Origin of the sequence: Dyella japonica, from assembly GCF_040545895.1 — a bacterium.
Lineage (GTDB): Bacteria > Pseudomonadota > Gammaproteobacteria > Xanthomonadales > Rhodanobacteraceae > Dyella > Dyella japonica_D.
The window spans coordinates 623438-644925 of sequence record NZ_JBEPMU010000003.1; the positions used below are offsets into that span (position 1 = coordinate 623438).

The window sequence follows — 21488 nt, forward strand, 5'->3', positions numbered from 1 at the left end:
GCGGCGGCAGCCGATCGAAACGCCCGCTGCGTAGGCGGCAAGCTGGAGATATCGCGACAATCGCAGCGCAAAGTCACTGGATCCCTGCCTTCGCAGGGATGACGAGCAAAACCACGCTGCGCCAAGACGCCGAATCAGGCCCAGAGAATCACTTCAACCCTTGCGCCTTCGCATCCGCCGCCAATTGCCTCGGCGCAATCTCATCCCCCGACCAACCGCCACCCAAGGCCCTCACCAACTGCACACTCGCGCGCAACTGATTGGTCTGCAGCGCCAGCAGGCTCAGATGGGCATTGAGCGCATCGACCTGCGCCGTCACCACGTCGAGGTAGCTATTCGCACCCTGCTTGTACAGCGCGGTGGAAAGCCTCAGCGTCTTGTCGGCCGCATTGGTGGCGTCGTTCTGATCCACCAGGGCATTGCCGAAGTTGTTGATCAGCGACTGGTTGTCTTCCACCTGCTGGAAGGCGCTGAGTACTGTGCCGCGATACTGCGCACTGGCTTCGTCGAACGCCGCGTGTGCCTGCGCCACCTTGCCGCGGCGACGGCCGCCGTCGAACACATCCAGCAGCAGACTCGGACCCAAGGCCCACATCTGGCTGGGCGCGTTCAACAAATTGCCCCAGGCGCCACTGGAAAGGCCACCGGCCGCGCTCAAGGTCAGCGACGGGAAGAACGCCGAGCGCGCCACGCCAATCTGCGCATTGGCTTCCGCCGTACGACGTTCGGCGGCGGCAATATCCGGACGACGCTGCAACAGCGTCGACGGTACGCCTACCGGAATGGTCGGCAGCGCTGGCAAATCGGTCTTCGCCTCAATGGTGAAGCTGGAAGCCGACTGCCCCACCAGCACGGCAATCGCATGCTGCAATACATCGCGCTGCGCCTTGGCCTGCGAGAGCTGGGACTTGGTGGACGAGAGCTGCGTCTGCGCGCGATCCACATCCAAGCCGGATACCGCACCGCCGGCATGCAGCGTGGTGGTGAGCTGCAGCGCGCGCTGATAGGCGTCCACCGTGCTCTGCAACAGATCGATCTGGCGATCCTCGCCCAACAGCTGGAGATACGTGTCGGCCAGCGTCGCTTCCAGACTGAGGCGCGTCGAAGCGAGATCGGCCGCCGAAGCCTGTACTTCCGCGCGCCCGGCCGCCACGTTGTCGCGCACGCGGCCCCACAGGTCCACTTCGTACGAGGCCTGCACCTGCGCCGAATAGAGGTTGTAGTACTCGGGTGACGTCGCACCGTGCAGCGGCGAGTTCAACGACTGCCGATTGCGGGTAGCGCCGGCCCCTGCTGAAACCTGCGGGAACAGGTCCGCGCGCACCTGCGTCAGCACGTCGCGCGATTGCCGATAACTGGCGAGCGCCGCGGCGAGATCGGCGTTGTGCGCGATCAGCTGGTCTTCGAGCCCATTGAGTCGATCGTCGCCGTACAGCTTCCACCAGCCTTCGCGCGGCAACTGGTCGGCCGGCTGTGCCGGCGTCCACGGTCCGCTCTGCGGCTGATACTGCTCGGCCACCGGCGCATCCGGCGTCTTGTACGTCGGCGCCATCGAGCAGGCACCCAGCGCCACCGTGGCCGCCATCGCCACAGCGAGTTTCGTGGCGATGTACTTACGCTTTGTCATGAGGCTTGCCCGCCTGCGGGTTCTTCGCAATGCGCACTTCGTCGCCGTCGGCCAGGCCATCCGGCGGGTTGATGATCACGCGATCATTCCCGACCAGGCCCGAACCCACTTCGATGGTCTTGCCGTAATCGCGGCGGATCGTCACCGTCTTGAAGTGCACGTGGTCAGTGGCATCCAGCGTGGCAACATGCAGGCCCTTGTCGTCGAAGATCAGCGCCTCGGCCGGCAGGCGCAGGCCCAGCGCGCCGGAGCCGATCTTGAATTTCACGCTGGCATAGCTGCTCGGCAGCAGCTTGCCGTCGGGGTTGTCGACCAACAACTGCACCAGCGTGGTGCCCGAGGTCGGCGTGATGGAGCGAGCATCCGCTTCCACCTTGGCGGTGAACGATTTGCCCGGATACTCCGGCACATCGAGCGTAGCTTCGTCGCCGCGATGAATGGCCGGCGCATACACCTGCGGCACGCGCACATACACGCGCAGCTTGCTGGTGTCGGAGACGGTGAACAACGGAATGCTCGTGCCGGTGCTGTCCGCGGTGATCAGGGCGCCCACGTCGGTGTTGCGCGCGGTGACGCGACCGTCGAACGGTGCAACCAGGCGTGCGTACGACTTCAACGCCTTGAGGCGATCAAGATTCGCCTGCGATGCATTCACCTGCGCCACCTTGGCGGCGAGGTCGCCATTGAACTGGTCGACCGACTGCTGCGAGACCGAATCGGGATCGGTCTGGCGCAGTACCTGCCAGCGCTTGGCGGTGGTGGCCGCCAGCGCGGCATTGGCCTTCGACGTGGCGAGGTCAGCCTGCGCCTGCAGCAGCTGCTGGTCGAGATCGGGCGTGTCGATGGTGCCGAGCACATCGCCCGCCTTCACCGGCGCGCCGATGTCCTTGTCCCACGACTTCAGGTAGCCGCTGGTGCGCGCGAAGATCGGTGCGTTGGTGAACGCATCCATCTGCGCCGGCAGTTCCAGCGGCGAGGAGCCGTTGGCGGATTCGGGTTCGGAGATGACGACGGTGGGAATGGCCTGTTCGTCAGTCCACTGATGCAGGCTGCGCGCCTGCACGATGCGGGTGGTGACGCCGATCACCACGATGGCGCCGAAGACGACGGCAGCGATCGCGGCGGCCAGCCGCAGGCGACGCGGCGACAAGGTGACCTCAGGAAGCTGGGTATGTTCAGACATGGGCGGGTACTCCGGCATGGTCAGCCGAATCAGCGTCAGGCGCGTGCTTGTAACGCGCATGCACAATGGAGAAAACGACGGGAACGAAGATCAGCGTGGCCGTGGTGGCAAACAGCAGGCCACCGATCACGGCGCGACCCAGCGGTGCGTTCTGCTCACCGCCGTCGCCGAGGCCAAGCGCCATCGGCACCATGCCGATGATCATGGCCAGCGCGGTCATCAGCACCGGACGGAAGCGCACGAAGCCTGCCTCACGCGCCGCCAGCGTGGCGTTGCCGTGGACGGCCAGACGCTCGCGGCAGAAACTCACCACCAGCACCGAGTTGGCGGTAGCCACGCCCATGCACATGATGGCGCCCGTCAATGCCGGCACCGACAACGTGGTGTGCGTGACGAACAGCATCCACACGATGCCGGCAAGCGCCGCGGGCAAGGCGGTGATGATCACGAACGGATCGGTCCACGACTGGAAGTTCACCACGATCAACAGATACACCAGCACCGCCGAACCCAGCAGGCCGAACAGCAGGCCGAAATAGGCGTCGTGCATGGTCTGCACCTGGCCGAGCAACGCGACGTTCGCGCCCTTGGGCAGGTCCTTCTTGGTGTCGTCCAGCACCTTCTGGATATCGCCGGCAACGGCGCCGAGATCGCGACCCTGGATGGCCGTATAGATCTCCACCATCGACTGGATGTTGTACTGGCTCACGATGGTGTTGCGGTGCGTACGCGTGATGTCCGCCAGTGCGCCCAGCACCTGCGCATTGCCGCCGCTCTTGGCGGTGATCGGCAGATTGCTCAGCTGCGCCAGCGAATCGAGCTGGTACTGCGGCACCTGCGCGGAGATCGGATAGGTGACGTTGTTGTCCGGATTCAACCAATAGGTCGGCGCCACCTGCGCGGTACCGGAAAGGTCGGCGATCAGGCTGTTGGTCACGTCGCCTTCGGTCAGGCCCAGCAACTGCGCACGCGTGCGGTCCACGTCGATGCGGAACGCCGGCTGCGCCTGCGATTGCTGCAGTCGTGCATCGACCACGCCGGGAATCTGGCGCAGCTTGTTGAGCACTTCGTTGGCGTACGCGAAGTTCTTCTCCAGGCTTCTGCCGCGGATCTGCAGATCGATCGGCGCGGGCGAACCGAAGTTCAGGATCTGGCTGACGATGTCCGCCGGCGGGAACGAGAACGTGGTGCCCGGGAACAGGCGCGGCAGCCTTTCGCGCAGGATCTTCACGTACTCCGCGCTCGGGTGATGGTCTTCCTTCAGCGAGATCTGGATATCGCCGTCGGACTCGCCCACTTCGCCGGTGTTGTTGTAGATCGTGTTGATCGAGCTGGAATACTGGCCGATGTTGTCGATCATGGCATCGAGCTCATCCGGCGGTATCACCTGGCGGATGGCCTTCTGGATGTCCGCAAATTCCGCCGCCGTGGTCTCCACGCGCGTGCCCACCGGGACGCGTGCATGCACCAGGATCTGGCCGCCGTCCACATCGGGGAAGAAGTTGCTGCCAAGGCCCGGCAGCAGCGCGAACGACAACACGACGAAGCTGAGGAAGCCGACCACGAACACCTTGCGATGCTCCAGCGCCAGATGCAGCACGCCGCTATAGCCCGCACGGAACGTCTCGAAGCGATTGACGAAGCCCTGCTGGAAACGGCCCAGGAAGGTCTTCGGCGCCGGCTGCTCGATGTGCTGGCCGTGCTCGTCCACCGTCGCCGGATGCGCCTGCAGCAGGTACTTGGCCATGGTCAGCACGAGCGTACGCGACAGGATGAAGGAGAAGATCATCGCGAAGATCACCGCCTCCGCCATCGGCACGAACAAATAACGCGCCACGCCCGGCAGGAAGAACATCGGCACGAACACGATGCAGATGCAGCACAGTGACACGAACGCCGGCACGATGATCTGGGCCGAGCCATCGACGATGGCGGTGATGACGTCCTTGCCCTGCTCCAAGTGCCAGTTGATGTTCTCGATGGTCACCGTGGCTTCGTCCACCAGGATGCCCACGGCGAGCGCGAGGCCTCCGAGCGTCATGATGTTGAGCGTCTGGCCGATGGCAGACAGCGTGAACACCGAGCCGAGCACCGCCAGCGGAATCGAGGTGGTGATGATCAGCGTGGAGCGCCAGCTGCCCAGGAACAGCAGGATCATCAGGCTGGTGAGCGCCGCGGCGATGATGCCTTCGCGAATCACGCCATCGATGGACGCACGCACGAACACCGACTGGTCGCCGATCGGCTTGATGGTCAGGTTGTCCGGCAGCGAATCCTTCATCTCCACCAGCTTCTGGCGTGCGCCCGCCACGATGGCGAGGGTGGAGGTGGAGCCGTTCTTCAGGATCGACAACATGGTCGAGCGAACGCCGTCCACGTGCACGATGTTCGTCTGCGGCGGGGCGCCGTCACGCACATGGGCAACGTCGCGCACATAGATGGTGGTGCCGTTGACCATCTTGACCGGCAGGTCTTCCAGCTCGTCCACGTGAGTGGCTGCGTTGTTCAGCTCCATCACGTATTCGTACTTGCCGATCTTCTGCGTGCCGATCGGGCTGATCTGCTGCTGGTTGGCCAGCGCGTTCGCCACGTCCTGCGTGGAGAGGCCGCGCGCCTGCAGCGCGGCCGGATCCACGTCCAGCTGCACCTGGCGCGTCTTGCCGCCGAACGGATAGGGAATGGCCGCGCCCGGCACCGTCACCAGCTGCGGACGCAGCTGGTTGAGGCCAAGGTCGCCCAGCTGCTGCTCGGACAGGCCCTTGCCCGACAGCGCCACCTGCAGGATCGGCACCGTGGAAGCGTTGTAGTTGACGATCAGCGGCGGCGTGGCACCGGCCGGCATCTGCTTCAGGATCGTCTGCGCAATCGCCGTGACCTGCGCGTTCGCCGTGGCGATGTTCACGCCCGGCTGGAAGAAGATCTTGGTGATGCCCATGCCATTGATCGACTCCGACTCGATGTGCTCGATGTCGTTGACGGTCGTGGTGAGCACGCGCTCGAAAGGCGTGTTCATGCGGCCGGACATCTGGTCGGGCGTCATGCCGGTGAACTGCCAGGACACGGCAATCACCGGGATGTTGATCTCCGGAAAGATATCGGTGGGCGTGCGCGCCGCGGACATCACACCAAAGATGAGAATGGTCAGCGCGAAAACAATGAATGTGTAGGGCCGCGTAAGCGCGATCCGGACGATGCCAAGCATGCGGGGGATTTCCGTGCGCGAAATGATGCGTCGCGACAAATTTTCGCACGCAGCCGATGCGGCCCATAGGGTTTAGCGGATGAAGATAATTTCATGTTGTTTCATGAAAGCCCGACGCGCGTGCAGATGAAGAAATCTTCATGCACTGGTGGCCCTGACTGGATGGAAACGCGTGTGCGTCCCTCGTCATTCGTCGCTTCCTCACCGTCATTCCGGCGGAAGCTGGAATCCAGTGACTTTTTCGCGACTCACATGAAAGGCGCTGGATTCCGGCTTTCGCCGGATTGACGGTGAGGGAGTTGACATGTTGCCGGCAAGCCGAGTGCTGGGAAAGAACCAGCACTTACGCCGTCATCGGCGTGACTTCCGGCACCGATCGCGACAGGCACGTGCCTGCTTTCTCGTCCGCTGCCAGCGGGTAGCAGTACAAGGTGAGGCGCGCACCGTTGCTGGTGGCATCGCCAATATCGAGTGCGTAGCCGTGCAGGCGCACGATGGCGCTCACGATGCTCAGGCCCAATCCCGAACCACCGGTGGTGCGGCTGTTGTCGCCGCGATAGAAGCGGCGCGTCACAGCGTCGCGTTCGTCGGCCGGAATGCCCGGGCCGCTGTCGATCACGTCCACGCGCGGGCCGCGCTTGTCCATGCTCGCGCGCAGGCTCACCTTGCCGCCGGATGGCGTGAACTTGATGGCGTTGCCCACCAGGTTAGCCAGCGCTTCGAAAAGCAGGTGCGCGTCGGCGCGCACCGGCGACAGCGACTGGATGTCGATCTCGAACGACTGTCCGCGATCTTCCGCCAACGGTGCGTAGAACTCGTGCACCTGGCGCAACACCTGCCCCACGTCCACTTCGTCGAAGCAGGCCGCACGATGGCGGTCTTCCAGCTCCGACACGCGCAGCAGCGCGCGAAAGCGCGTCAGCACTTCGTCGATGTCGACGATGCACGATTCCACCAAGGCCGACTCGGGCTCGCCTTCCAGTTGTTGCTGCGTGCGATACAGGCGGGCGCGCAATCGCGTTAGCGGCGTGCGCAGGTCGTGCGCGATGTTGTCGCACACGCCCTTCACCTCGTTCATGAGCCGCTCGATCTCGCCCAGCATCGTGTTGACGATGCCGGCCAGTTGATCGAGTTCATCGCCGCGACGGCTGATCGGCAGGCGCTTGGACAAATCGCCCTGGCGAATGGGACCGGTCGCCTCCTGCAGGGCGCGGATGCGTTTCTCCGGGCCACGGCGCAGCAGGAAACCGCCGAGCAGGCCGGGAATGATGGTGAGCGACACGCCCCATAGCAAGGCGCGCCGGATGATCGCGCCGATGCCGTCGATGGTGCTGATGTCCTTGGCGATCACCAGGATGTCGCCATTGGGCAGCGTGGCAGCGAGACCGCGCGCGCGCACGCGTTCCGCATCGCGATCGGGACGCGGCAGGCCATGCCTCAGCAGATGCACCTGGCCGTCGCGCAGCAGCGAGGACGGCAAGTGATCGATGTTGCCGGCCACCGGCTGATGGTCCTTGTCGAACAGGCCCACCGACATGATGCCGTGCGGATCGATGGCGGCGGCGGCATCCACCGTGGCGGCAAGCCGCGCAGGATCGGTCGATGCGATGTAATGCATGCGCTGCTGCAGCATCTGGTCGATGACGCTGTTGAGGTAGCGCGTGGTTTCCCACTGGATCACGCCGACGAGCACCGCGCCCCACACGACGAACAACGCGCCGTAGATGAGGATCAGCCTCGACGTGGTCGAATGCCAGCTGTTGGGACGTGCGTTCATGACACCACCGGAGCAGTTTCGTTGGCGGCCGAGATCATGTAGCCGGTGCCGCGCACCGTATGGATCAGCGCCGGCTGGCCGGTGCCGTCGATCTTTCGCCGCAGGCGCGCGATGTGCACGTCGATCACGTTGGTGCCGGGATCGAAATGAAAACCCCACACCGTCTCGAAGATCATCGTGCGTGTAAGCACCTGCCCCGAATTGCGCATCAGGAATTCGAGCAGGCGATATTCGGTGGGCAACAAGGTGAGCGGCTGACCACCGCGGTAAGCGACGTGGCTCACCAGGTCCAGTTCCAGATCGGCCACACGCAAGCGCTGCACCGATTGGGGTTGGCGACGGCGCAGCAGCACCTCCGCGCGCGCGGACATTTCGTCGGGCGCGAAGGGCTTGGTGAGGTAGTCGTCGCCGCCGGCACGCAGGCCGCGCACGCGTTCGTCCACATCGCTCAAGGCGCTGATCATCAACACCGGCGCGTCGCTGCCGGCCCGGCGCAGTTCCGCCACCACGTCGATACCATCCATGCCGGGCAGCATGCGGTCCAGGGTGATCAGGTCGTAGCCACCTTGCAGCGCGCGGGTCAGCCCGTCGCGGCCGTTCGCCACCCATTCGGCCAGCATGCCGTGCGCACTCAACTCCGCGATGATTTCGCGCGCGGTGGTTTCGTCGTCTTCGATGACCAGCACTCGGGACATGGGGGCAATGACACGCAGTGATCCTGTGAGGGAATGCATGGGTCAACCGTGACCCCGCAAAGCCAAACGGCCCCGGGAGGGGCCGTTGGTCATCTTACGCCGACGATGAAGATCAGGCAGCGAAGAGGCCGCGCATCTTCTTCATGGCGTTGGCCTCGACCTGGCGGATGCGTTCGGCGGAGACGCCGTACTCGTCCGCAAGATCCTGCAGCGTGGCCTTTTCTTCGTTGAGCCAGCGACGCTGGATGATGTCGCGCGAGCGCTCATCCAGATTCCGCAGCGCGGTCGACAACGTATCGAGCTGGTTGTCGGCCTGGTCGGCATCGGCCACGTTGTCGTACGGGTCGGCGCCGTCGTCGATCAGGAACGCTTCCGGCGCCGGCTTGGCATCGTCCTCGGCGTCGGCCGGAGCTTCGAAGCCGATGTCGCGACCGGACAGGCGCGATTCCATCTCGCGCACCGTCGCTTCCGGCACGCCCAGATCCTTCGCCACCGTGCGCACTTCCTCGGCGTTCATCCAGCCCAGGCGCTTCTTGCTCTTGCGCAGGTTGAAGAACAGCTTGCGCTGCGCTTTGGTCGTGGCGACCTTGACGATGCGCCAGTTGCGCAGGATGAACTCGTGCATTTCGGCACGGATCCAGTGCACAGCAAAGCTCACCAGGCGAACGCCCTGGTCGGGGTTGAAGCGCTTGACGGCCTTCATCAGGCCGATGTTGCCTTCCTGGATGAGGTCGGCCATCTGCAGACCGTAGCCGCTGTAGCCACGGGCCACGTGGACCACGAAACGCAGGTGCGACATCACCAGTTTGCGGGCGGACTCGAGGTCCTCCTGCTCGTTGTAACGGCGCGACAGCGATTGTTCCTCGTCCTGGCTGAGCACCGGAATCCGATGGACCGCCGAGATGTAGGCATCCAGACTGCCGACGACACTCGGCACCGGCAGGTTGGCGGTCACCAAAGCTTGAGACATGTGTGGAACCTCCTGAATAGGGGATCAGCTTAGCACTCGCATAGTGGGAGTGCTAAAGGCCCCGAAAGGTTCCGGGACCTTTGATGAACTGAATAGTACAGGAATTTGAGGCGCCTGTCCAGCAGGGCACCCCGGGGAGGGTCCACTATGCGTTTCCGGCGGTTCAGCAGCCGTGAAAAGCCTGTTTCAGGCCAGTTCCGACCGCTTCGGCAGAGACCAGTCGATGGGGGCGACGCCTCGGCTCTCCAGATACTGGTTCGCGGCCGAGAAGTGCCCGCAGCCGATAAAACCGCGATGCGCTGACAACGGAGATGGGTGCACCGAGCGCAAAATGCAATGCCGGCGCCCGTCGATCAGCTGGCCCTTCTTCTGGGCATACGAGCCCCACAGCATGAACACCAGCCCTTCCCGCTCGCGGTTGAGGGCGTCGATGGCCGCGTCGGTAAAACCTTCCCAGCCCTTGCCCTGGTGCGAGCCGGCCATGCCCTGCTGCACGGTGAGCGTGGCATTGAGCAGCAGCACGCCGCGGTCGGCCCAGGGCGTGAGGCAACCGTGGTCGGGTGCACGGAAACCCAGGTCGCGCTGGATCTCCTTGAAGATGTTCTGCAGCGACGGCGGCGCCGGAATGCCCGGCCGCACGGAGAAGCACAACCCATGCGCCTGGTTCGGGCCGTGGTACGGGTCCTGCCCCAGGATCACCACCCGCACCGCGTCGAATGGCGTGTGGTCGAAGGCCGCGAAGATCTCAGGACCGGGCGGATAGATCACCTTGCCGGCCTGCTTCTCGGCGCGCAGGAAATCGGACAGCGCGCGCATGTCCGGTCGCGCCAGATACTCGCCGATGCGATCCTTCCAGGACGGCTCCAGCTTCACGGGATGATCGGTCACGCCGCCTCGCCCCGCTCGCGCAGGTGCTGGGATACGCGCAGCTGGAACAGCAGCTTGGTCATCAGCAGTTTTTCCTCGATGGGCTTCTCGACCAGATCGTTGGCACCGGCGCGCAGCAGCGCAGCTTGGTTGGCCGGATTCTCGTCGCCCGTCATCACCAGCACGGGCAGCCGGCCCTTGCTGTAGTGGTATTCGCGGCGGATGCGTTCGAGCAGGTCGCCGCCAGTGAGTTCGCCCTTGAGGCTGACGTCGGTGAGCACGATGTCGGCGCCCACCTTGCCTTCGTCCTTGGCCTTGTCGAGCAGGACCAGCGCATCTTCCACGCTGACCACGTGATAGACGGTGAGGCCGTGCTTTTCGAGGATGCGACGCGTGGCCAGCGCCACCACGCGACTGTCTTCCACGTACAGCACTTCGCCCTCGGCGGAATCGGAAGGCTTCACGTAGCCACGGATGAATTCCGCCAGCGCCTGGAAGCCCAGCGACTTGTCAAAGTAATCGGTGACGTGTTCGCCCAGCGTGCGATTGTGCAGACGATCGTCGACGTCGCCCGACACCACCACGATGGGAACATAGGCCTGCGCGGCGGATTCGCGCACGTGACGGGCAAGCTCCAGCCCATCCACGTCGGGCAGGCGCAGCGAGATGGTGATGAAATCGAACGCACCGCCGTCCAGCAGTTCCTTGGCTTCCGCGCCGCTGCCGGCGCCCACCACGTCGCTGTCTGGCAGCTCGGCCTTCAACACGCGGGCGATCAGCTGGCGCACCACCTTGGAGCCATCCACCACCAGCACCCTGGGCGCCGTTCCCACCACTCGACTGCTGAAACTTCCACTCATCCCCTGTCACCCACGTGTTGGCCAGCGTTCCCTGCCGGCGCCATGCCGGTGCTTCCTCCGAGCACCCGGTAACCCCGAGCAGGCATGCTGCACCATCCCCACCAACCTTGCATTACAACGTCGCCACGGCCGTGAGCCGGCGCACGGTTCATGCGGCCTTGCGCAATTGCCACGCGCTGACCAGACGCGCACCCAGCCAACCCAGCACGGCGGCGGCCACGGGCACGGCGCCAAGCAGCCACAACGGCAGCACGTCCACCTGCAACTTGCCGGCATACACCTGACCCAGGCGCTGCACGGGTTCGGCCAGCGCCAGTTCCACCAGCACGGCGAAACCCACCGCCAGCACGCCGGCGAACAGGCCGTACCAGATGCCCGCATACAAATAGGGGCGACGCACGAATGCACGACTCGCACCCACCAGCATCAGCACGCCGATTTCCTCGTGACGGCTGGCAATGTCCACGCGCACTGTGTTTCCCACCACCAGCAGCACTGCCACCGCCAGCAGACCAGCAAGAATCATCACGATGCGCTGGCCCACGCCGAGCAACGCCTCAAGACGCTGGCGCCACGTGCCGCCGTCCTGCACCTGATCCACGCCCTGCATGTCACGCATGTCGGTGACGAGTTGATCGACGCTGTCAGCGCTCGCCCCCGCCTTCGGCTGCACTTCCAGCACGAACGGCAGCGGGTTCGCCTCCAGCGCATGCAGCGCACCGGAGAAGCCCTGCATCTTGGCCAGCTCGTCCATGCCTTGGTCGGGCGACTTCACTTTGACGCCTGCCACTTCGCCGCGTTCGCGCAGTTTCTTGGCCATCATGTCGGCCGAGGACACGCTTTGCCCCGGCTTCAGGAACACGCTGATGGTCTGGTTCTGCCCCAGCGCATCGCCCATCTTCTGCAGGTTGCCCAGCAGCAGATAGAAAGTAAGCGGCAGCGCCAGCGCGATGGCCATCACCGCAACGGTGAGCAAGGTGCCCACCGGGCGCGACATCAGGCGACGCAGGCTCGATGCCGCGCTCCAGCCGTGATGCTCGCGCCAGCTCGCCACCGGACGCGGCTTGGTGCGGATGCCGCGCGACTGGTCGGACGTCAGCGGGCTTTCCATCGGAAATTCAGGCTGCGTGCTCATAGCACCTCCTGTGCGGCCACGTCAGCCACCAGGCGACCGTGATCGAGCACGATCACGCGCTTCTTCATGCGCTTGATCAACGGCAGGTCGTGGCTGGCTATCAGCACGGTGGTGCCCACGTTCTGGAATTCGGCGAACAGGCCCATGATCTCCACGGCCAGGGTGGGGTCGAGATTGCCGGTGGGTTCGTCCGCGATCAGCAGCGTGGGCTTGGCGACGATGGCGCGGGCAATACCCACGCGCTGCTGTTCGCCCGCGGAAAGCGTGGCCGGCAGTTGGCGTTCGTACGCAAGCAGGCCCACCTTTTCGAGCGCCGCGCGAACACGCTTGCCGCGTTCGTTCGGCGCCATGCCGCCGATCATCAGCGGCAGTTCGACGTTGGCGAATACGGTGCGGTCCATCAGCAGGCGATGATCCTGGAAGACCATGCCCAGACGACGACGCAGTTTGGGTATGCCGGTGCGCCCCACCTTGGCGAGGTTCTGGCCTTCGAGCGTGATCACACCGTGCGACGGCCGCTCGATCAGTCCCAGCAGTTTGAGCAGCGTGCTTTTGCCGGCACCCGAATGGCCGGTGACAAAGGCCATCTCACCCGTCGCCACTTCAAAGGAAAGTTGCGACAAGGCCTCGTGGCCACCTTCATAGCGCTTGCTGACTTGGTCGAAGCGGATCACCGCGTGTCCCCGATCCTAAAGAGCCTGCCCAATATCTTCCAATAGCCCGCGTTGTCCACCTGCGCTCACCGGAAAGTGGAGCGTGGCGCCGCACCTGACTGGTGGTCAGGTCAAGCCGCGCGCCGCTTTCCGGTGAGCGCAGGTGGACAACCCTTTGGGCCGGGTCTGTTTGCCCACGAGCCTGCGTCATCACTCAGTCGTGTATCGACATACACTTCTTCGTTCTTCCTTGACTCGCGGGCAAACAGCTCCCGGCGCGGGCCATTGGAAGATATTGGGCAGGCTCTTCGCGGCAAGGATAAGGGATGCACGCGTGAAGGTCAGTCGCTTTGTATCACCATGCTGCCGCGGGTTCAGCCCACGACAGCTCGTGGCAAGCCGATGGCTTAGTGACCGAACAGCGCGCGGCTGATGCGGCGGAACAAGCCCAGCTTCTTCGGCGCTTCCTGCTCGGCCGGCTTGCCGGACGTGATCGCCACATGACGCGACGGACGCGAGTGGTTGCTCTCGCCGTTGCCATTGCTGCGTTCACGCGGCGGACGACGCTCGCCACGCGGTGCGCGCGTGCCTTCGGCGGCCGTGTTGGCGGCGCCCTCGGCGACGGCCACATCACCACCCTCGCGGCGACGATTGCGACCGCCGCGGCGGCGACGACGCTTGCGCTCGCCAGCCTCGCCCGTTTCCGCCTGTGCCGGCGCGGGCGCGGCTTCCTTCGTCACGGCGACCTCGGCAGCTTCGGCGGTCGCGGTTTCAACGCGCGGCTTCCGCGGTTCTCGCGGCTTGTCGCCACGCGGGCGATCGCCGCCACGGCCACCGCCGCTGCGCGAACCCTTGCGAGGCGAACCATCCTTCTCACGCTGCTCGACCTTGTCGCCGAACGCGGCGCTGTCGGCCGCGGCATCGGCCACGAACTGAGCGTCCTGCTCGCGCGGCTGCGGCATCACCAGCAGTTCCGGTTCGATGTTCGCCACCGGAATGCGCTGGCCGATGTACGTTTCGATATCGGGCAGGCTCATCGCGTAGAGGTCGCACGCGAAGCTGATCGCATCGCCCTCGGCGCCCAGGCGCGCGGTGCGGCCGATGCGGTGCACGTAATCTTCCGCGTCCTGCGGCAGGTCGTAGTTGAACACGTGGCTCACGGCCGGAATGTGCAGGCCGCGCGCTGCCACGTCAGTGCACACGAGGATGTCGAGCTGGCCTTCCTGGAAGCGCTGCAGCAGCTTCTGGCGCTTGAGCTGCGGCACGTCGCCCGAGAGAGCCCCCACGCGGTAGCCGTAGCGCTTGAGGCGATCGGTGATCTTCTCGGCCGCCGCCTTGGTGTTGACGAAGATGATGCTGCGCTCGGCCTTGGTGCGGTCGAGCAGGTTGAGCAGCAGCGGCATCTTCTCTTCCTTGGCGGGGAAGTAGACCACCTGGCGCACGCGGTCGGCGGTGACGTTTTCCGTCTCCACTTCCAGCTTCTCAGCGTTGTGCATGTGCTCGTAGGCCAGCTCCAGCACGCGATGGCTGAGCGTGGCGGAGAACAGCAGCACCTGGCGCTGCTCGCGCGCCGGCAGGCGGCGGAAGATGAAGCGCACGTCCTTGATGAAGCCGAGGTCGAACATGCGGTCCGCCTCGTCGATCACCATCACTTCGACAGCGTCGAGACTGAACACGTGCTGCTTGTAGTAGTCGAGCAGGCGGCCCGGCGTGGCGATGATGATGTCGCAGCCGTCCTTGAGCTGCTGGCGCTGCTTGTCATAGTCCACGCCGCCGTAGATCAGCGCGCTGCGCAGGCCGGTGTAGCGGCCGATGGACTTGGCGTCCTTCTCGATCTGGATGGCCAGCTCGCGCGTGGGCGCAATGACCAGGGCGCGCGGGTCGCTGTCCTTGCGCTCGGCCACGGCCGGCGTGGTGAGCAGGCGATTCATCATCGCCACCAGGAAGGCGCAGGTCTTGCCCGTGCCCGTCTGCGCCTGGCCGGCGACGTCGCGACCCGTGAGCGCGACCGGCAGGGTCAGCGCCTGGATCGGCGTGCAGCGGGTGAAGCCCGCCTCGTCGAGGCCTTGCTGGAGCAGCGGATGGAGATCGAAATTGGTGAAAAAGGTATCGGTGAGAACAGTTTGGGACATTAGATGAGTGGGTACTTGGTGCGGGCGGCGCGTGTGCGTGCCCGGCTCCCCGGCAATGAGACGCTCAAGGGAACAGGTGGAGGGTCGGCGTGACCGGGAGGTGGCGGCAGCGGAATCCATGACGGATCGCGCATGCGGCGGCACGTGTCCCTGGCTGGCGCCGGCGGGAGCGGCGGCGTTCGACAGCTCCGCTGGCATAGGTCAAAGGACTGCGTGGCTAAGCCACTGACAGACAAGGAAAACCCTTTCATCTATGTCAACGGAACCGTCCCTGGCCGCCCTTGAATCGCTTGAATCGCGCCCCGAATTACGTTGGAATGAAGTCCTTGCCGCAATGGCATCAGACTTCCTTTCGGTACGACCCCGCGCTTCATGGGCACCCCAGTGTAGCCGATGCTGGGCACGCGGTCGTGAAACCCCCTACCCGCTACCTTCGGAGATCCCGGTGAGCGACCTGATTACCCACGTGAGCGATGACGCCTTCGAACAAGAGGTGCTCAATTCCGATACCCCCGTGCTGCTCGACTTCTGGGCTGAGTGGTGCGGTCCCTGCAAGGCCATCGCGCCAATCCTGGACGAGCTGGCCCAGCAGTATCAGGGCAAGCTGCGCATCGCCAAGATCAACATCGACCACAACCAGAAGACGCCCCGCAATTACGGCGTCCGCGGCATCCCGACCCTGATGGTCTTCAAGAACGGCAAGGTCGAAGCCACCCAGATCGGCGCCGTCAGCAAGGGCGCGCTGACCCAGCTGATCGACAAGGCCATCGTGGCCCCGGTCGACAAGGCCGTCTAAGGCCCTTCAGAAAAACTTTTCTGAACTTTACCGGCCGCGGCGCTTTACGTCGCCGCGGACCCGGTGCTAGATTTCTTCTCGCCTGTCGGGACTGTCCTGTCCCCCGCGCCATCCGCGCAACGCAACCTTCCCTCCTTTTTCAACGGCGCCCCGCAGAGGTTTGCCCGTGTCTGATATCGAAAGCAAAGAATCCAACGACGCCAAGAGCGCCGACGCCAAACCTGTGGCTGAACCCCGTACGCGCGCACCACGCAAGTCCGCTGCCGCTGCTGCTGCCGAAAAGGCGGAGAAGCAGGCCCAGTTGGACATGCCGCCCCTGCCGCCAGTGGAACGCGCCGCACCGCCCGCCGTTGAAACAAGCCATGCCCCCGCTTCCGCGCCGGCCGCCGACTCGGCGTCCAACGACGGTGGCCAGCGCCCGCCGCAGGAAGCCCGCGAGGGCGGCCAGCAGCAGGGAGGCCAGCAGGGCGGCGGCAACCCGAATTTCCGCAACGATCGCAACGACCGCGGCCGTCGCCGTCGACACGAACGCAACAACCAGCAGCGCGGCCCCGGTGGCGGCGGTGGTGGCAACCAGCAGCATCCGCGCAACAACAACGGCCTGCCGGTGGACGATGACTACGCCGATGCCGGCAGCAACGACCGCCTGATCAACCTGACCGAGCTCAAGCGCAAGAATGCGCTGCAGCTGCTGGAATTCGCCGAATCGCTCGGCGTGCAGGAAGGCGTAGCCCGTGCGCGCAAGCAGGACGTGGTCTTCAACATCCTCAAGGCGCACGCCCGCTCCGGCGGCGGCATCTGGGCCGAGGGCGTGCTGGAAATCCTGCAGGACGGTTTCGGCTTCCTGCGCTCGGCCGATGAGTCGTACCTGGCCGGCCCGGACGACATCTACGTCTCGCCCAGCCAGATCCGCCGCTTCAACCTGCGCACCGGCGACTACATCACCGGACGCGTGCGCCATCCGAAGGAAGGCGAGCGCTACTTCGCGATGCTCAAGGTCGACGACATCAACGGCGATCCGCCGGAGGCGTCGAAGAACAAGATGCTGTTCGAGAACCTGACGCCGCTGTTCCCGCGCAAGGCGTTCAAGCTCGAGCGCGGCAACGGCTCCACCGAAGACATCACCGGTCGCATCCTGGACCTGGTGGCGCCGGTGGGTCGCGGCCAGCGTGGCCTCATCGTGTCGCAGCCGAAGTCCGGCAAGACGATGATGCTGCAGAACGTGGCCCAGGCCATCCAGTACAACCATCCGGACGTCCATCTGATCATGCTGTTGATCGATGAGCGTCCCGAGGAGGTGACGGAAATCGCCCGCACCGTGCGTGCGGAAGTGATCTCCTCCACCTTCGACGAGCCGGCCGTGCGCCACGTGCAGGTCGCCGAGATGGTGATCGAGCGCGCCAAGCGCCTGGTCGAGCACAAGAAGGACGTGGTGATCCTGCTCGACTCCATCACGCGCCTGGCCCGTGCCTACAACACCGTGGTGCCCAGCTCCGGCAAGGTGCTCACCGGTGGTGTGGACGCCAACGCGCTGCAGCGCCCGAAGCGTTTCTTCGGCGCGGCCCGTAACGTGGAAGAAGGCGGCAGCCTGACCATCATCGCCACCGCGCTGACCGACACCGGCAGCAAGATGGACGAGGTGATCTACGAAGAGTTCAAGGGCACCGGCAACATGGAAGTGCACCTGAGCCGCCGCATCGCCGAGAAGCGCGTGTACCCGGCCATCGACATCAATCGCTCCGGCACCCGCCGCGAGGATCTGCTGATCGAACCGGACATGCTTTCCAAGATCTGGATCCTGCGCAAGCTGCTCCATCCGATGGATGAGCTGGCTGCCATGGAATTCATGCTCGACAAGATGAAGAACACCAAGTCCAACGACGAGTTCTTCAATTCGATGAAGCGCTGATCCGCTCATCGACACGCAACGCAAAGGCCGCCTTCGGGCGGCCTTTGTCGTTTCAGGATGCCAAAAGGGCCGGCCTATGCTGTTTGACCTATTTTCGCGCCGCCGCCACGCGGCAACATGATCGAGCCGCCCGGCGTTACCCAGGCAGATGCATCGTGACGACCGCAGGCTCAGGCCACGGCACACGATGTGCGAATCAGCCTGGCGACCTTGCGGAGCCGGCCACCCATGCCTTCGTGCCCGATATCCATTGCGGCCTGTCATGAGGCATCGCTCGTCCATCGCGCGTCGCCTCGCCATCTCATGGGCCACCATCGAAGGCTGAACCCAACGAAGCATCGCCGCTTCGAACCATCGCCTTACTCGCCCACCCATGGCCGCCCTGTTGATGCAAGCCATGACGCCACGGCGTGACCGTGGCGCCGACCCACCGACCTTCCCATATCAACCGGGGATTTCCCCAGAGGAGCACGCGATGAAGCACACCACGCTCGGGCTGGCACTGGCTCTGCTCTTTACCTGCACCACGGCCGCGCTGGCCGCCGACAACGCTAAACCCATGGTGGTACGCGACTACACCGACTGGGTGAATCCCGCCGATCAGGAAGCCTACGAGGCCGGCATCAAGGCCTTCAACCAATGCCTCGCCCAACACGGCTTCAAGTACAACTGGACCGCGTGGTCACACGAAACCGGTGACACCTATTCGTACTCCTATGTCACCGACCCGTTGCCCTGGTCCGCCTTCGACACCATGCGCACGGCCGGCAAGGCGTGCGACGCGACGCTGCGCACCAGCGTCAACCCGCACCTGAAGAGCGAGATCAGTGCCTTCATGGAGTTTCATCCCGAGTTGAGCCACATGGCCAAGGGCCAGACCATCAACGCGCCGTATATCGAAGTGCTCTACTTCAAGCTCAAGCCCGGGCATGAGGCGCGCGAAGCATTCATCGACGTGGTGAAGAAGATCACCGCGGCCGCCGAGAAATCCAAATGGCCGAACAACTACGTCACGGCCGAAGCGCGCGATGCCGGCGGCGAGAGTCCCGACTTCGTCGTACTGATTCCCTCCAAGTCATGGGAAGAGGTGGGCAAGGATCCCGAGACGCCGCTGTGGACCATGATGGAGAACGTGTACGGCAAGGCCGATGCACAGGCCATCCGCAAGTCGCTCAACGATGCCGTGCAGGAACAAAGCGCTCACGTCGACAGCTACAACGCCGAGCTGACCTACAAGGCTTCCGGTAAATAGACGTTTCCGGAAGCACGCGTCGGAAAACCACAAAAACAAAGGCCGCCCCAGGGCGGCCTTTGTGATGGAACCTCCCAGACTCCGGCAACAGGCTCAGCTACTGCCGGCACCGCTCGCACTGGCGGTATTGCTGGAAGCGCCGGCGAAATCCGTCACCAGCGACACGCGACGATTGGGCATGCCCTGCTCGCCCGTCGCACCCTTCACCACCTGGCGATTCTTCACTGCGCCATAGGCCACGGCACGCACCTGATCGGCGTTGAGACCACCGGTCTGCACCAGGTAGTCACGCACGGCCTGTGCGCGTTTGAGCGCGAGCTGCTGGTTGTAGCCGGCAGAGCCGGAGGGGTCGGCGAAGCCTTCAGCGGTAATCACCGCGTTGGTATGGTGATCGCGCATCACCTTCGCGAATTCATCCAGCCGTTGCTTGTCCTCGTCGCGCAACGTGCTCTGGTTGGTATCGAAATGCGCAATGGTGTCCACGCTGATGCGGCCTTGCATGGCGGTGATCTGCGTGTCGTACTGCGCAAACTTCTGGTGCATCTCCTGCGTGATCGCATCGATCTCCTGCTGTTGCTTCTGATCGTTGCTACGCAGCTCTGCGATGGTTGCATCGTAATCGCTTTTCTTGACGTAATCGGTACAGCCGCAAAGCGCGACTATCAACAGCCCGATGACGCCACGACCGATGCGAGAGCTGGTACTTGCCATGTGGATTCTCCTCTCGTTAGCGGTGCGCAAGCGCCAGCCGCCGTGGGCGGCAAGCGCATTCGCACAAGGAGTATGCACGGCGAGCGTCAAGCTGGCGCCAATACGCGAAATTACCTGTTTGGACGTCTATTCGCCTAACTCAGGCACACGAAAACCGCAGCCATACCCCTGATGGCCGCAGTCCATTGCACCATGCGCCAAAAAACCAAAACACCGCATGAATATGGCCGACAATAATGGCCGTCGATCGGGCTCAGGAACCCCCGCCCACCTTGCGGAAGCGACGTTCCTGCACCACCCACATGGCAATGCCGTAGCCCGCCCCCGCAAGCGCACCCCACAGGAAGGCCGACTGCATCACCGTCAGGCGCGGATGCGGAATCACAAACGTCATGATGAGGAACATGGGCAGGCCGTAGAACAGCACGCCGTTCAACAGCACGTAACGGAGCACACCCTGCTCACGGATCCTGGCCCAACGATCGAATTCCCTGGTCTGCATGCGCGCCCCCTGAAGCCTCGCTGTGAAAGTGGAACCACGCTTGGAACGCGCGAGCGCCCCATGCGTTGAATCCTTTCGCTGGATTCATTCAGGCGACCACCTATGACTTTCTACTTAGGTGGCAAAGGCTGGGCCCCTCGCCGCTGATGCCGTTCGCCCACGGGCAAGCCAGACAGGCCGAGTCAGGCATCGCGACGGCCATGCGTCACCGTCAGGCGATGTGTTCGATGTCGTCCGGCAGCGCGACCCATGGGTGCATGCATTCCTCGAATACCGAGACGGTCGGTGCGGGAAAGTTCGCATTGGAAAACGCGCCAACCGGCACGCCGACCAGGCCTTCGACCGAATCCAGCCGGTAGTACACCGTGGCGCCGCATACCGGGCAGAAATGGAAGGTGGCCGAGCCACCCGTGTCGCCGTGACGCACGTACGCCGTGGCGTTGCCGCGAATCACCACCGCACTTTCGCGAAAACGCGCCTGCACGCCGAACACACTGCCCGTGCGCCGCTGGCACGCGTTGCAATGGCAGATGGAGACACGCAAAGGTTCCTCCGTGGTGCGCAGCATGAGCTGGCGGCAACTGCAGGTGGCAACGCGCTGTGGCATGGCGGTGTCTTCGGTGACGAAGGTGGATGCGCGATCAGTCATCGCGCAGAACAAGGTGAAGGCCGTACACCTGCAAGTCGCCCTGCGCGAAGTCCAGCTCGTGGGCGCGCTGGAAACCCATGCGCTCGTACATGTTCCAGGCCACGCGCATCGCTTCGGTGGTGTGGAGCACCACGCGCGCGTGCCCATGGTCGCGAGCCAGCTGCAGGCAAGCCTCCATCAGCTGCCTGCCCACACCCTGTCCGCGCACGGAGGGGTGAACGGCGAGCAATCGGATGGCCGAAGTGTCGACCATGCTCATCGTCATCGCGGCGCCGTATTGCGTGATGTCCGCGAAATAGACCACGCCTCCCACCACCTGCCCGCCCGCGTCCACGGCCACCAGTACCTTGGCCTGCGGAATGCGGGTGAAATCGCCGATGTTCGCCAGCATGTCGTAGTAGTGCGGCTGCTGCGTGGGAGTGGGAAAGCCCGGCAGGTTACCGTAGACGTGCACCATCAGCTGGCCAAGCGCCCGATGTTCGTCGGGATGGATCTCGCGTACGACCACGGGCGCAGGCATGCAGATTTCCGAAAGAATGGACGCGCGAACTATACGCGCACCGACGCA

Annotated in this window: 18 protein-coding genes; 3 read left to right on the forward strand and 15 right to left on the reverse strand. The window is 64.3% G+C overall.

Annotation, left to right across the window (positions count from 1 at the left end):
* Positions 1-148: 148 nt before the first annotated feature.
* From ABIC75_RS13035 to ABIC75_RS13085, 11 genes are all read right to left on the reverse strand, one after another.
* On the reverse strand, positions 149-1627 hold the full coding sequence (locus ABIC75_RS13035; protein WP_354014283.1) for an efflux transporter outer membrane subunit: 1479 nt from the start codon (positions 1625-1627) through the stop codon (positions 149-151).
* Entirely contained in the window at positions 1614-2810 is a 1197-nt protein-coding gene (locus ABIC75_RS13040) for an efflux RND transporter periplasmic adaptor subunit (RefSeq protein ID WP_354014284.1), read from the reverse strand. The genes ABIC75_RS13035 and ABIC75_RS13040 overlap by 14 nt, the downstream gene beginning before the upstream one ends.
* A complete protein-coding gene (locus ABIC75_RS13045; RefSeq protein WP_354014285.1) occupies positions 2803-6012 on the reverse strand; it encodes an efflux RND transporter permease subunit in 3210 nt (1069 codons plus the stop codon). Before ABIC75_RS13045 ends, ABIC75_RS13040 begins: the two co-directional genes overlap by 8 nt.
* 343 nt (positions 6013-6355) lie before the next feature.
* Positions 6356-7789, reverse strand: a complete 1434-nt coding sequence (locus ABIC75_RS13050; protein WP_354014286.1) for a sensor histidine kinase — start codon at positions 7787-7789, stop codon at positions 6356-6358.
* On the reverse strand, positions 7786-8484 hold the full coding sequence (locus ABIC75_RS13055; RefSeq protein WP_354014287.1) for a response regulator transcription factor: 699 nt from the start codon (positions 8482-8484) through the stop codon (positions 7786-7788). The genes ABIC75_RS13050 and ABIC75_RS13055 overlap by 4 nt, the downstream gene beginning before the upstream one ends.
* Positions 8485-8596: 112 nt before the next feature.
* Positions 8597-9454 carry an RNA polymerase sigma factor RpoH gene (gene rpoH / locus ABIC75_RS13060; protein ID WP_354014288.1) on the reverse strand — a complete coding sequence of 286 codons (858 nt, stop codon included), beginning with the start codon at positions 9452-9454 and terminating at the stop codon, positions 8597-8599.
* 186 nt (positions 9455-9640) lie between these two features.
* Positions 9641-10342: a uracil-DNA glycosylase gene (gene ung, locus ABIC75_RS13065; protein WP_354014289.1), complete on the reverse strand. Its 702-nt coding sequence runs from the start codon at positions 10340-10342 to the stop codon at positions 9641-9643.
* Positions 10339-11181 carry a response regulator gene (locus ABIC75_RS13070; protein WP_354014290.1) on the reverse strand — a complete coding sequence of 281 codons (843 nt, stop codon included), beginning with the start codon at positions 11179-11181 and terminating at the stop codon, positions 10339-10341. The genes ung and ABIC75_RS13070 overlap by 4 nt, the downstream gene beginning before the upstream one ends.
* A 148-nt stretch (positions 11182-11329) precedes the next feature.
* On the reverse strand, positions 11330-12316 hold the full coding sequence (ftsX, locus tag ABIC75_RS13075) for a permease-like cell division protein FtsX (RefSeq protein ID WP_354014291.1): 987 nt from the start codon (positions 12314-12316) through the stop codon (positions 11330-11332).
* Complete coding sequence (ftsE, locus tag ABIC75_RS13080; RefSeq protein WP_354014292.1) at positions 12313-12990, reverse strand: cell division ATP-binding protein FtsE; 678 nt, start codon at positions 12988-12990, stop codon at positions 12313-12315. Before ftsE ends, ftsX begins: the two co-directional genes overlap by 4 nt.
* Before the next feature lie 386 nt (positions 12991-13376).
* Positions 13377-15101, reverse strand: coding sequence for a DEAD/DEAH box helicase (locus ABIC75_RS13085; RefSeq protein WP_354014293.1), 1725 nt, complete (start codon positions 15099-15101; stop codon positions 13377-13379).
* Positions 15102-15546: 445 nt separating this feature from the next.
* On the opposite strand from ABIC75_RS13085, the gene trxA reads away from it, so the two are divergent.
* From trxA to ABIC75_RS13100, 3 genes are all read left to right on the forward strand, one after another.
* The gene (gene trxA, locus ABIC75_RS13090; protein ID WP_354014294.1) at positions 15547-15897 is read left to right on the forward strand and encodes a thioredoxin TrxA; all 351 of its coding nucleotides are present in this window, start codon (positions 15547-15549) and stop codon (positions 15895-15897) included.
* 166 nt (positions 15898-16063) lie between these two features.
* The gene (gene rho, locus ABIC75_RS13095; protein ID WP_354014295.1) at positions 16064-17806 is read left to right on the forward strand and encodes a transcription termination factor Rho; all 1743 of its coding nucleotides are present in this window, start codon (positions 16064-16066) and stop codon (positions 17804-17806) included.
* 475 nt (positions 17807-18281) lie between these two features.
* On the forward strand, positions 18282-19058 hold the full coding sequence (locus tag ABIC75_RS13100) for a hypothetical protein (protein WP_354014296.1): 777 nt from the start codon (positions 18282-18284) through the stop codon (positions 19056-19058).
* Between the two features lie 93 nt (positions 19059-19151).
* Here the strand turns inward: ABIC75_RS13100 and ABIC75_RS13105 are convergent, their stop codons facing one another.
* The 4 genes from ABIC75_RS13105 to ABIC75_RS13120 all read right to left on the reverse strand — a co-directional run bounded on the left by ABIC75_RS13105 (position 19152) and on the right by ABIC75_RS13120 (position 21440).
* A complete protein-coding gene (locus tag ABIC75_RS13105; protein ID WP_354014297.1) occupies positions 19152-19769 on the reverse strand; it encodes an OmpA family protein in 618 nt (205 codons plus the stop codon).
* Positions 19770-20022: 253 nt separating this feature from the next.
* On the reverse strand, positions 20023-20271 hold the full coding sequence (locus ABIC75_RS13110) for a hypothetical protein (RefSeq protein WP_354014298.1): 249 nt from the start codon (positions 20269-20271) through the stop codon (positions 20023-20025).
* 211 nt (positions 20272-20482) lie between these two features.
* The gene (locus ABIC75_RS13115; RefSeq protein ID WP_354014299.1) at positions 20483-20920 is read right to left on the reverse strand and encodes a GFA family protein; all 438 of its coding nucleotides are present in this window, start codon (positions 20918-20920) and stop codon (positions 20483-20485) included.
* Positions 20913-21440: a GNAT family N-acetyltransferase gene (locus ABIC75_RS13120; protein ID WP_354014300.1), complete on the reverse strand. Its 528-nt coding sequence runs from the start codon at positions 21438-21440 to the stop codon at positions 20913-20915. The genes ABIC75_RS13115 and ABIC75_RS13120 overlap by 8 nt, the downstream gene beginning before the upstream one ends.
* Between the last annotated feature and the right edge of the window lie 48 nt (positions 21441-21488).